The organism is Hyphomonas sp. (assembly GCF_017792385.1).
Classification (GTDB): Bacteria; Pseudomonadota; Alphaproteobacteria; order Caulobacterales; family Hyphomonadaceae; genus Hyphomonas.
The window spans coordinates 2,923,937-2,936,430 of record NZ_CP051230.1 but is presented as its reverse complement, the minus strand read 5'-3'; the positions used below and the strand labels follow the sequence as shown (position 1 = coordinate 2,936,430).

Here is a 12,494-nt window from a genome sequence, read left to right as displayed (position 1 = left end):
CTGCCTGTCCCATGAGCGTCATCACGCGATTTGCCCCTTCTCCCACCGGCATGCTGCACATTGGGGGGGCTCGGACAGCGCTTTTCAACTACCTTTTCGCGAAAAGATACAACGGGAAGTTTCTTTTGCGGATCGAGGACACTGATCGCGCGCGCTCCACGGACGAAGCCACGGCAGCGATTCTCGAAGGGATGGACTGGCTCGGCCTGACGCCGGACGCCGCACCGGTGATGCAGTTCGACCAGGCTGCCCGCCACACCGAAGTGGCGCTGCAGATGATCGAAAGAGGCACCGCCTTTCGCTGCTATGCCACACCGGAGGAGCTGCAGGCGCGGCGCGACCTTGGCGAGGAGAAACGCCAGGCCGCCAAGGCTGACGGCATTTCCGATGCAGACAGAACAGCGCTTCTGGCCGAAGCCAATGAACTGCTGGCGCCTTACCGGTCCCCCTGGCGCGATGGCGCCCCGGCACCCTCCCCGGATGCCCCCTTCACGGTCCGCCTCCGCGCGCCGGACGGCGGTGACCGGGTTCTCGAAGATGGCGTGCAGGGCCGCGTGACGATCCAGGCCAGCGAGCTCGATGACATGATCCTGCTGCGCGCCGATGGTACCCCCACCTACATGCTGGCCGTCGTGGTCGACGATCACGATATGGGCATCACGCATGTCATTCGCGGTGACGATCATCTGCGCAACGCCTTCCGGCAGATTCCGATCTACGAAGCCATGGGCTGGGACATTCCCGAATTCGCGCACGTCCCGCTAATCCACGGATCGGACGGAGCGAAGCTCTCGAAACGCCACGGCGCGCTGTCCACGCTCGCCTATCGCGACATGGGCTATCTCCCGGAAGCCATGAAGGCCTACCTTCTGCGTCTCGGCTGGAGCCATGGCGATCAGGAAATCTTCACCGAGTCAGAGGCCGTCGCCCTGTTCGACATTGGCGGCATCAACAAGGCCCCCGCCCGTCTGGACCTCGAAAAACTGGGACAGATCAACTCGCACTTCATGCGCCTGGCAGACGATGATCGCCTGTTCGGACTGCTGAAACCGATCCTGGAGCGCGCCGCCCCCCTGACGGACGCCGAAACGGCCCGTATCCGGGCCGCACTGCCGGCCATGAAGGATCGCGGCACGACCCTGCCGGAGCTTGCCGAAGCGTTTGCATTCCTGCGCGACATACGGCCGATCGAGCTCAACAAGAAAGCCCGCAAGGCCCTGTCCGAAGAAGGGCTTGACCGGCTCGCCGGTCTGCGCGACGAACTGCAGCAATTGCGCCAATGGACCGCAGAAACTATATCGCTCGTCATAAGCTCCTATTGCGCTGACCGCGACCTCTCGATGGGACAGGTCGGTCAGCCACTTCGGGCTGCGCTTACGGGCGGACTGCCCGCGCCAGACATCGCTCCAGTCCTTGAATGGCTCGGGCAGGATGAGGCGCTGGGACGAATTGAAGATCAAACGGCGAAGGCCGGGACCTAATCCCGAGCCACGCCGGGTGGAAACATGACTTGGAAGGGCTAGAGCTGATGGAAAACAAGACCAAAGACGCCGGTACGGCGAAGATCGAGATTGACGGGAAGACCTATGACATGCCGGTCCTGTCCGGCACCCATGGACCGAACGTCGTGGATGTGCGCAAATTCTACGCGCAATCCGGCCAGTTCACATTCGACCCGGGCTTTACCTCCACAGCGAGCTGCGAAAGCCAGATCACGTTCATCAACGGCGAAGAAGGCGTCCTGCTGCACCGCGGCTATCCCATCGGCCAGCTGGCAGCGCAGGCAACCTTCCCGGAAGTTTGCTACCTGATCCTGAACGGCGAATTGCCGTCCAAGTCCGAGCTCAAATCGTTTGACGACGAGATCAAGCAGCACACCCTGCTGCACACCCAGATGGACCGCTTCTTTGACGGCTTCCGTCGTGACAGCCACCCGATGGCGATGCTGACCGGCACAGTCGGCGCGATGGCGTCCTTCTATCCGGGCGCCATGGACAGCGAAGACCCGGAGGAGCGCCGCCTCGCCTCGATCCGCCTGATCGCCAAGATGCCGACGCTCTGCGCCCGCATCCTGAAGTACAATCTCGGCCAGAAATTTGTCGATCCGCGCAACGACCTGACCTATGCCGAGAACTTCCTGAACATGTGTTTCTCGGTCACCGCCGAGGATTACAAGGTCGATCCGAAGATCGCCAAGGCGATGGACCGTTTCTTCATCCTGCACGCAGACCACGAGCAGAACGCGTCGACTTCGACCGTGCGCCTTGCAGGGTCTTCGGGCGCGCACCCGTTTGCCGCCGTCGCCGCTGGCGTGGCCTGTCTCTGGGGCCCGAGCCATGGCGGTGCGAACGAGGCCTGTCTCAACATGCTGCACGAAATCGGCACGGTGGACCGCATCCCGGAATTCATCGAGAAGGCCAAGGACAAGTCGGATCCGTTCCGCCTCATGGGCTTCGGTCACCGCGTCTACAAGAACTACGATCCGCGCGCGACCGTGATGCGCGAGTCCGCCCACGAAGTGCTGGACCTGCTCGGCCTGAAGGATCAGCCGATCCTGAAAGTTGCCATGGAACTGGAGCGGATCGCCCTGGAAGACGAATACTTCGCAGAGAAGAAGCTCTACCCGAATGTCGACTTCTATTCCGGCATCATCCTCGATGCGATCGGCTTCCCGAAGCAGATGTTCACCGTGCTGTTCTCGCTGGCCCGCACCGTTGGCTGGATTGCCCAGCTGAACGAGATGCTGGTCGACCCGACCCAGCGCATCGGTCGTCCGCGCCAGATCTATACTGGCGCCGCCATGCGCGACTATGTGCCGATGGACCAGCGCTAGCCGCACATCGGTATCCCGAACAGGAAAGGCCCCGACTTTGCGTCGGGGCCTTTTGCGTTCTGAAGGACTGAAAGGCGAAGGTCGAACCTATTTCGACATCTTCTCCTTCACGTCCCGTGCGGTTTCGGACACGACTTCACCGCCTGCCTGAACATCGCGGCCCACACCTTCGACCGTGTTGCATGCTGTCGCCAGCGGCAGAAGTGTCAGGGCGAGCGCGGCGGCCATCAGTTTCTTCATCTGGTTACTCCCATGAAAGTTGGCAGGCGGGAGAATGTGCCTGAAGCGATCTGCCCGCAAGATACAAGGCGCCGGCAGGTGCATTTTGCCTGCCCGGAACCAGCCCAGCGGCAAATGCCTGTTCCCTTTTGCCCCGACTCCCTGCTAAAGGCCTGCGCATGAAAACCGCTGTGATTGTCTTCCCCGGATCGAATTGTGACCGCGACGCGCATGACGCGCTGGCCAAGGTCACCGGCACGCCACCCGCCATGGTCTGGCACAAGGACGGAACCATTCCGGACGGCACGGATCTGGTCATGGTCCCCGGCGGCTTCTCCTATGGTGACTATCTGCGCTGCGGCGCGATGGCGGGCAATTCGCCGGTGATCTCCCAGCTGCACGCCCATGCAGAGCGGGGCGGCTATGTGCTCGGCGTGTGCAACGGGTTCCAGATCCTGTGCGAAACCGGTCTCCTGCCCGGCGCCTTGATGCGCAATGCCTCGCTCCACTTTGTCTGCCGCCCGCAGGCCCTGAGCGTCGAATCCGCAAACACGGCCTATACCAGCGCCTATTCCGGTACGCCGGAAGTCATCATTCCTGTCGCGCACCATGACGGCAATTATTTCGCCGATGATGCCACGCTCGACACGCTGGAAGGGGAAGGCCGCGTCGCCTTCCGTTACAGCAAGGGCCAGAACCCGAACGGCTCGGCCCGCGACATTGCCGGCATCCTCAGCGAGAATGGCCGCATCCTCGGCATGATGCCTCACCCCGAGCGCGCCATTGGCGGGCATGAGGGGGGCACGGATGGCCTCGGCGTGTTCGAAAGCTTGCTCTCGGCAGCCTGATTGGGCTCTATGGGCCGACCAGTCAGGAGGCCTCTGCATGTCCGCCCATTCCGATCTCATCGCCCGCCTACCCAAGGCGGAACTGCACCTGCACATCGAAGGCAGTTTCGAGCCGGAAATGATGATGCAGCTGGCCGAGCGCAACCGGATCGAAATCCCGTTCAGGACATTGGACGAAGCCAAGGCCGCCTACGATTTCAACAATCTGCAGGAATTCCTCGACGTCTACTATCAGGGCATGAATGTCCTGCGAACCGAACAGGATTTCCACGACATGACCTTCGCCTATCTGCAGCGCGCAAAGGCGGACAATGTCGTGCATGTCGAGATGTTCTTTGATCCGCAGGCCCACACGGAGCGCGGCGTGCCTTTCGGTGCCGTGGCCGACGGCATCCTGTCAGCCCTGGAACGCGGCGAGAAAGAGCTGGGCATCACATCAGAGCTCATCATGAGCTTTCTGCGTCATCTCACCGAGGAGGATGGATTTGTCCTGCTCGATGAGTCGACGCCTTGGCACGAACACTTTGTTGGCGTCGGCCTCGACAGTTCCGAAGTCGGCCACCCGCCCCTGAAATTCCAGCGCCTGTTCGAGCGCTGCCGGGAGCTGGGCTTCAAACTGTGCATGCATGCCGGCGAGGAAGGCCCGCCGGACTATGTCCGCGAGGCCCTGCTGGATATTGGCGTCGACCGGATCGACCATGGCAACCGCTCAATGGAGGACCCGGCACTCATCCAGGTGCTGAAGGACACGCAGACCCCGCTGACCAATTGCCCGCTGTCCAATCTGTCGCTTTGCGTTCTCGGAGATCTCAAGGACAGCCCCGTGAAGGCGCAATTGGAGCAAGGCCTGCTGGTCTGCGTGAATTCCGACGACCCGGCCTATTTCGGCGGCTATATCGGCAAGAACTACGAAGCGATCACCGATGCCCTGGACCTGTCAGCCGATCAGATCATCCAGCTGGCCCGGAACGGCTTCACGGGCAGCTTCCTGCCAGAGGCCGACAAGGCGAGGCATCTGGCCGCAATCGAGGATGTCGCGGCCAGCCTCGCATAACCTATCACGAGCCGCCCGGAGTCTCGGGCGCGCCGCCTGACTCCGCCTCTTCGCCGTCCGGCGCGTCCTCGGCCGCGTTCAACTCCTTGACGACATCCTCAATCGGCGGGCGGCACGCCTCGACAAGGCTCGCGACCTTGGCATCCGTCGGCACGACGTATTCGCTCAGACCCACAACGACCCTCAGGTCGCCGCGCCCGTTCGCCAGCGAACGCGCCGCCTGCGAGCGCGTGTCAAACATGCCGGTCACCGCACCTTCCTCTTCCAGGACCCGGGCCTGTATTGCCCCATTGCCGGCCGAGGTCAGCAGCCCGATCTGTGTCGGGGCCTCATCTCCCTCATAGGGCCGGCTCAGCACCAGCGCCTTCGGGGCGCCTTCCCCCGCAAACGCGTCGGGGTCCTGGCACGTCAGCGAAATGACGTCCTCACCCGATTCCGAGGTAAAAACGATCCGCTGACCATTGGTCGCCTCGGCATCAGACCAGCTTCCCGCAAACTGGGTCACCTGCTTCTCCGGGGCCGGTTCGGCCTTCTCGGCCTTGTCGGAGGCGGCAATCGGTGACGGTGCGGGCATCGCATCCCCGGATGCCTGGGTAACATCTGCCCCACAGGCCACGAGCGCCAGGGGCGCAGCAAGGATCAGAAACTCTTTCATGGTCGCATTCCTTTCAAAAAGCGTCGCAACTGCCGGAAGAAACGCCGTCATGGCGCGGAGGGTTTCCGTTAAATCCTGTTCACGAACCGAAAACCGGTGGGTTCGGCCATCTCAACCGCAATAGAGTCTGGCGACTCGTGGCAATTGCGGCTAAAGCGCCGGGCATGACTGACACATCCGCGATCCTCGCCCACCTCACCGCCGAGCAGGACGATGCTGCCGGCCTGGAACATGGCATCAAGGCCGATGAATGGGAGCGGCTCGTCTCCCGGCTCGGACGCAAGCCGAACCTGGTCGAACTCGGGATCTATTCGGTGATGTGGTCAGAGCATTGCTCGTACAAATCCTCCCGTCGTCACCTGTCCAAATTCCCGACCAAGAATGACCGCGTCATCCAGGGTCCCGGCGAAAATGCGGGCGTCATCGATATCGGCGATGGTCAGGCCGCCATCTTCAAGATGGAGAGCCATAACCACCCATCCTATATCGAGCCCTATCAGGGTGCGGCGACGGGTGTGGGCGGCATCCTGCGTGACGTGTTCACCATGGGCGCGCGGCCGATCGCGCTGGTCAACGCCCTGCGCTTCGGCAGCCCGGACCACCCCAAGACCCGAAGCCTCGTGGCGGGCGTCGTTGCAGGCATTGGCGGCTATGGCAACTGTGTCGGCGTGCCGACGGTCGCGGGCGAGACCCAGTTCGACGAAGGCTATAATGGCAACATCCTCGTCAATGCGATGGCCGTGGGCCTCGCCGATCAGGACAAGATCTTCTATGCGCGCGGCGCAACGCCCGGCAACCCGATCTTTTATGTCGGCTCCAAGACCGGCCGTGACGGCATCCATGGCGCAACCATGGCCTCAGCCGAATTCTCCGAGGGCGACGAGGAAAAGCGCCCAACGGTTCAAGTCGGCGACCCGTTCACCGAGAAGCTTCTGATCGAAGCCTGTCTCGAGCTGATGGCGACAGATGCCATTCAGGCAATCCAGGACATGGGCGCAGCCGGCCTGACCTCCTCCTCCGTCGAGATGGCCGCAAGCGGCGGCGAGAATGGCGAAGGCATTGGCGTGATCATGGATCTTGACAAGGTGCCACAGCGCGAAGACGGCATGACGGCCTATGAGATCATGTTGTCTGAAAGCCAGGAGCGCATGCTCATGGTGCTCTATCCGGACAAGATCGACGTCGCGAAGGCCATCTTCGAGAAATACGACCTCGACGCCGAAGTGATCGGCGAGACAACCGACAATGGCCACCTCGTGTTGAGACAGTTTGGCGAAACGGTTTGCGACATTCCCGTCGCGCCTCTGGCAGACGACGCACCGAATTATGACCGCCCATGGACCGAGCCACCAAAGCGCGCGCCGTTGGATATTTCGAAATATCCCGAGCCGGAAGACTATGGCGAAGTCCTGCTGAAGCTGATGTCCTCGCCCGACATGGCCTCCAAACGCTGGATCTGGGAACAATATGACCGCCACGTGATGGGCGACACGGTCGATTCCTCGCAAAGCCAGGGCGACGCAGCCATTGTGCGTATCCACGGCACGAACAAGGCGCTCGCCATCTGTTCCGACTGCAACCCGCATTATGTGGCCGCAGACCCCTATGAGGGCGGCAAGGCGGCTGTGGCCGAGGCCTATCGCAACCTGTCTGCCGTCGGCGCGACGCCTATTGCGATCACGGACAATCTCAATTTCGGCAATCCGGAAAAGCCCGCCACAATGGGCTATATCGTGAAAGCCATCGAGGGCATGGCCGAGGCCTGCCGCGCGCTCGACTTCCCGGTCGTGTCCGGCAATGTGAGCCTCTACAATGAGACCGACGGCGTGGCGATCCCGCCGACGCCCGTTGTCGGCGGCGTCGGCCTGATCGAGGATGTCAGCAAGATCGCGACGCTGAAAGGCGCACAGGCCGGTGACGTGCTCATCCTGATCGGCGAAACCAAATGCCATATGGGCGCATCGCTGTATGCACGGGAGTGGCTCGGCCTGAAGGACGAGGCGCTTGGCGCTCCGCCGCCGGTTGATCTTGAACTAGAGAAGAAAAATGCAGATTTCGTACGCCGCCTTGTTGAGCTGGGGCTCGTCAACGCCGTCCATGACGTCAGCGACGGCGGTATCGCCTGTGCCGCGGCGGAGATGGCTCTGGCGAGTGGGATTGGCGTACTCATTAATCCTGACTCATCACTCTATGTAGCGACGGGGCAAACTCCGCCAAATGGAGCGGGTGCGGTTCGGCTGCTTTTTGGTGAAACTCAAGGCCGTTACGCAATTGCGTTACCAAAATCGAATCAACAATCCTTCGAACAATTAGTCCAACAGCATAACGTCACGGCGTCCCTACCCAATTTTTCAACAGAGTTCTTTGGAGAGACCATACAGTTGGATTTGGACGAAAGAGGATATTTTGAACTCCCTCTCTCCCGCCTCCGCGAAGCGCATGAAGGCTGGCTGCCGACCTACATGAACTCCGTCGACTGAACGAGAAACACCCCTCCTGCATTCTGCAGAAGGGGTGCTCGCTCTGGTGATCAAGTGTCACGCTAGAATTTGTAGCCAACACCCAGCATCACACCATTCGTGTCAGTGTCTTCGAACGAATAGTAGGTGTAGTCACCGCGCAGCTGCCAGTTCTCGGTGAGGTCGTAAGTCACACCTGCGCCAACAGCCGGGCCTTCCTCGGAATCCTCTACCGTGATGGGAGCGCCACCCGGCGTGGCCAGAGAGGCATCAAGGTCGATATAGGCATAACCAGCACGTGCGAACAGGTCCATGCGCTCCGTCACCGGAAGATCGGCGCGGCCGTACAGGCCCACAAGGTAGTTCAGGCCGATGTCGCCCGAAGCAGCGATCAGGTCATTGAAGTCGCCGTCATTGTTGTCATCGAGATTGAACTCGTCCTCATCGACATTGTAGTCGAATTCGCCATCATCAATACCGGAGGCCAGTTCGCCTTCCAGGCTGAAGACATTGTTGAATTTGTAGCCGAGACGCGCGGCGATACCGTTTGTATCAACACCCTGTTCGGCACCATCCGGTTCGATTTCCAGATACTGATAGCCGCCATCCAGATAGAAGCCGGTGTCGCTGTCATAGGATTGGGCCTGTGCGCCCATGGCCAGACCTGTAGCCGTCGATGCGATCAGAAAATACTTAAACATGTGGTCTCCTTCAAAGACGTGTTCAGCTCCCGCCAGAGCGGCGAGACCACAAGGAAACCGTGTCTGAAGTTTGTCCGTTCCAATGACAAATCCGCAACCTGCACACGTTGCCCGAATGCCACACATTCCTAATGCGGATTAACCACCATTACTGTTGTTTTAGTTGCAGTTTCCGGAGCCCGGTCCTGCTTCAGGCAACGGCGCTGAAGGCCACTCTGCAGTTGTCCCGGAACCCTTCACCCTGACCGGCGTTCGCGCGCCCACATCCTCATTGAAGGGATCAATCAGCCGGGCGTTCCGACAGGCCGATCCAGCCATCGGCGGCCTTCACCGCCATGGCCAGCGTGTCCCCCGACCGCACAAAGAAATCATGGGTGAGGTCGGCATAATCATCCGACGGCTGGTGATAGCCGGGATGATCCTCCACCCCGAAATACAGGAAGGGAATACCCACTTCATGAAAGGCGACATGGTCGGACTGGCTGGTCCAGTCATCTGGCCCGAGCTCCGGCGAGTCGTGCCCGGTCAGCAGGGTTACCGGCGCGGCGGCAGCGACCTCCGCGACCAGGGGCTTCAGCTGCGGCCACGGAGTCGTGCCAGCCGCATACAATTCCCCTGCCTCGGACCGGCTGATCATGTCGAAATTGATGTTCAGTGCCACGCGCCCGAGATCGATCAGGCCGGACTCGACCAGGGCCCGCGCGCCCAGCATGCCCTTCTCTTCCGCATCCAGTGCAGCAAACATGATATCGTGGGTCGGCGGATTGCGGCGGAAATAATCTGCCACGCCGACCAGCGCAGCGACACCGCCTGCATTGTCATCGGCGCCATTGTAGATCTCCCCGTCCCGCACTCCGAGATGGTCATAGTGGGCCGTTACCACGATCATCGGTCCCTTGCCCGGCGTCTTGCCCGCTACCCAGCCGAGCAGGTTCACACCTTCCGGCGGCAGCGACACCTGACCGGCTTCATAGGGTATGATCGCGAATTCGTGCGCATAGGTGCCACCGATGCGGCGCAGGCCCAGGGTTTCAAACCGCTTCAGGATGAAGCCCCGCGCGGCAGCATTCCCCTCGGTCCCGGTCTCGCGTCCCTCAAGGGCGTCGGATGAGAGCGTCTCGGTCAGGTTCAGCATCGCCGGCCCGTCCACATAAAGCGTCTGATATCCGCTCAGACCGTCCACCGCTCCGTCCCCGCGGTTCATGTAAAGGATCACGCCGCCGAGAAAGGTCAGAACCAGCAGGATCTCGGCAAGGATGAAGGCACGCATCTTGGTCATGGCAGGGGTCCGGTAGTCATGTGGGATCAGAACCTTAGAGCGCGGCCGCACAGCCGACAATCGGTTCAGCCGGATGCTTGACGTCGCAGGCAGGACACGCCACCTCTGCCGCGAAACTGGAAGGAACTGCCCATGGCCATGTCACGCGACACTCTGCTCGGCTATCTAACCGATGCATTTCCGGACGCCGAGATCACGCTGACGGACCTGGCCGGCGACGACAATCACTGGCAGGCTGAAATCGTGAGTCCGCAATTTGCCGGCCTGTCCCGCGTGAAACAGCACCAGCTGGTCTACGCGGCCCTGAAAGGCACGATGGGCGGAGAACTGCATGCGCTGGCGCTCAAGACAAAGGCACCGGATTCCTGACGCTCGGGCGTTGACGCCGAAGGCAGTTCGATATTGTTTCATCCGAAACCAAGGATGAGGAACTGCCCCATGAAACGCCTGACCCTAACGACCAGCGCCATTGCGCTCGGCTTCATGGTCGCCGCCTGTGCGGCCCCGGAGGCCGCCGAGACCGCAACCGCCAGCCCGGCTGACACGACCGTCGAGACGGCTGCAACGCCCGATCATTCCGAAGAGATCGCCGCCGCCCGCGCCTTCATGGAACGCGCAGAGGCCGAACTTGCCGCCCAGAGCCACATTGCCGCGCAGGCCTACTGGAACCAGGCCACCAACATCACGCCGGAAACCAATGCCGCCGCCGCCGAGGCAGGCGCCGCCTCGACGAAGCTCGCCGTCTCGCTGGCCAACGAGTCGAAGCAGTATGATGTCAGCGTCCTGCCGGCAGACCTCGCCCGCAAATTCAACATGCTGCGCACGGGCATCACCATTCCGGCCCCGTCGACACAGGGCGCGGCCGAGGAATTGTCACAAATCACGACGCGGCTGGACGCGACCTACAGCACTGGCCGTTACAAGCTCAAGGAAAACACCGATTCCGTCCTGAAACTGCTTGGTGACCTCAGCGAAGCCGAACGGGACGACATCGTCGAGAAAGGTCTCACACTCGACCAGCTGTCCACGCTGATCGAACAGAGCCGCGACCCGGAAGTGCTTCAGCAGGTCTGGGAAGGCTGGCGCACCATCTCGCCGCCCATGAAGGATGACTATGCCCGCATGGTCGACATCGCCAATGAGGGCGCAAACGAGCTTGGCTTTGAAAGTCTCGACCAGATGTGGCTGTCCGGCTACGATATGCCCCCGGAAGAGATGGAAGCGGAAGTCCAGCGCCTCTGGGGCCAGGTGGAGCCCCTCTACAAGGAGCTGCATTGCTACACCCGCGCGAAACTCAATGACCAGTATGGCGACGAGGTCCAGCCGCGCACCGGCCCGATCCGCGCGGATTTGCTCGGCAATATGTGGGCCCAGCAATGGTCATCCATCTATGACATCGTCGAGCCGGAAAATACCGGCGAGATCCCTTATGACCTCACAAAGCGCCTGAACGAGCGTGGCTATGACGCCATCAAGATGGTGGAGACCGGCGAAGCCTTCTTCACCTCGCTCGGCCTCGAGCCGCTACCGGAAACCTTCTGGGACCGCTCCATGATCGTGCGGCCGGAAGGCAAGGAAGTGGTGTGCCACGCGTCTGCCTGGAATCTGGACGATGAGGAAGACGTGCGCATCAAGATGTGCACCGAGGTGAACTCGGAAGACTTCTACACGGTCCACCACGAGTTGGGGCACAATTTCTATCAGCGCGCCTACAAGGATCAGGATTATCTCTACAAGACGGGCGCCCATGACGGGTTCCACGAAGCCATTGGTGACTTCGTGGCCCTGTCCATCACGCCGGAATATCTGGAACAGATTGGCCTGATCTCGGAAGACGAAAAGCCGGGCGCCGATGCCGACACGGCCCTGCTGATGCAGACCGCGCTCGACAAGATCGCCTTCCTGCCCTTCGCCATCACGGTCGATGGCTGGCGCTGGGGCGTGCTGTCGGGCGAAACCGCCCCGGACGCCTACAATACGGCCTGGTGGGATCTGCGCCTGAAGAATCAGGGCCTTGTGCCGCCGGCCCCGCGCCCGGCCGACGCGTTCGATCCCGGCGCGAAATACCACATTCCGGGCAACACGCCGTATCTGCGCTACTTCCTCAGCTTCGTGATGCAGTTTCAGTTCCACAAGGCCGCCTGTGAACAGGCTGGCTGGGACGGTCCGCTGCACCGCTGCTCGATCTACAACAACAAGGAAGTGGGCGAGCGCTTCAATGCCATGATGGAAGCCGGCGCGTCGCAGCCCTGGCCGGACACGCTGGAAGAGTTCACCGGCACCCGCGAGATGGATGGCAGCGCCATCATCGAGTATTTCGACCCGCTGATGCTCTACCTGAAGGACGAGAACGCCACGGAAAGCTGTGGCTGGTAGGACTTTCCCACACTCGGCAGCGTCAGAGCTTGACGCTGCCGGGTATCCACCACACATGCTGAGGCAACAG

At 61.4% G+C, this 12,494-nt stretch carries 11 protein-coding genes; 7 read left to right on the top strand and 4 right to left on the bottom strand.

Annotation, left to right across the window (positions count from 1 at the left end; all coding sequences use genetic code 11):
* Positions 1-11: 11 nt before the first annotated feature.
* Positions 12-1,481 (top strand): glutamate--tRNA ligase, encoded by a 1,470-nt coding sequence (gltX, locus tag HF955_RS14275; protein ID WP_291075973.1) that lies wholly within the window; start codon positions 12-14, stop codon positions 1,479-1,481.
* A gap of 47 nt (positions 1,482-1,528) precedes the next feature.
* Positions 1,529-2,833 (top strand): citrate synthase, encoded by a 1,305-nt coding sequence (gene gltA, locus HF955_RS14270; RefSeq protein ID WP_027839959.1) that lies wholly within the window; start codon positions 1,529-1,531, stop codon positions 2,831-2,833.
* An 87-nt stretch (positions 2,834-2,920) separates the two neighbouring features.
* Here the strand turns inward: gltA and HF955_RS14265 are convergent, their stop codons facing one another.
* Positions 2,921-3,073, bottom strand: coding sequence for an entericidin A/B family lipoprotein (locus HF955_RS14265; RefSeq protein ID WP_027839960.1), 153 nt, complete (start codon positions 3,071-3,073; stop codon positions 2,921-2,923).
* Between the two features lie 158 nt (positions 3,074-3,231).
* Here HF955_RS14265 and purQ point away from each other — a divergent pair, with 158 nt between their 5' ends.
* Both purQ and HF955_RS14255 read left to right on the top strand, forming a co-directional pair.
* Positions 3,232-3,900, top strand: coding sequence for a phosphoribosylformylglycinamidine synthase subunit PurQ (gene purQ, locus HF955_RS14260; protein WP_291075969.1), 669 nt, complete (start codon positions 3,232-3,234; stop codon positions 3,898-3,900).
* A gap of 37 nt (positions 3,901-3,937) precedes the next feature.
* On the top strand, positions 3,938-4,954 hold the full coding sequence (locus tag HF955_RS14255; RefSeq protein WP_291075968.1) for an adenosine deaminase: 1,017 nt from the start codon (positions 3,938-3,940) through the stop codon (positions 4,952-4,954).
* A gap of 4 nt (positions 4,955-4,958) precedes the next feature.
* Here the strand turns inward: HF955_RS14255 and HF955_RS14250 are convergent, their stop codons facing one another.
* Positions 4,959-5,609, bottom strand: coding sequence for a hypothetical protein (locus tag HF955_RS14250; RefSeq protein WP_291075967.1), 651 nt, complete (start codon positions 5,607-5,609; stop codon positions 4,959-4,961).
* A 164-nt stretch (positions 5,610-5,773) separates the two neighbouring features.
* Here HF955_RS14250 and purL point away from each other — a divergent pair, with 164 nt between their 5' ends.
* Complete coding sequence (purL, locus tag HF955_RS14245; protein WP_291075965.1) at positions 5,774-8,089, top strand: phosphoribosylformylglycinamidine synthase subunit PurL; 2,316 nt, start codon at positions 5,774-5,776, stop codon at positions 8,087-8,089.
* Between the two features lie 62 nt (positions 8,090-8,151).
* Here the strand turns inward: purL and HF955_RS14240 are convergent, their stop codons facing one another.
* Positions 8,152-8,769: a porin family protein gene (locus HF955_RS14240; RefSeq protein WP_035553593.1), complete on the bottom strand. Its 618-nt coding sequence runs from the start codon at positions 8,767-8,769 to the stop codon at positions 8,152-8,154.
* Between the two features lie 280 nt (positions 8,770-9,049).
* Positions 9,050-10,048, bottom strand: coding sequence for a M20/M25/M40 family metallo-hydrolase (locus tag HF955_RS14235; protein ID WP_291075962.1), 999 nt, complete (start codon positions 10,046-10,048; stop codon positions 9,050-9,052).
* A gap of 132 nt (positions 10,049-10,180) precedes the next feature.
* Here HF955_RS14235 and HF955_RS14230 point away from each other — a divergent pair, with 132 nt between their 5' ends.
* Both HF955_RS14230 and HF955_RS14225 read left to right on the top strand, forming a co-directional pair.
* Entirely contained in the window at positions 10,181-10,417 is a 237-nt protein-coding gene (locus HF955_RS14230; RefSeq protein ID WP_367279740.1) for a BolA family protein, read from the top strand.
* A 69-nt stretch (positions 10,418-10,486) separates the two neighbouring features.
* Positions 10,487-12,424, top strand: coding sequence for a M2 family metallopeptidase (locus HF955_RS14225; RefSeq protein WP_291075958.1), 1,938 nt, complete (start codon positions 10,487-10,489; stop codon positions 12,422-12,424).
* Positions 12,425-12,494 lie beyond the last annotated feature (70 nt).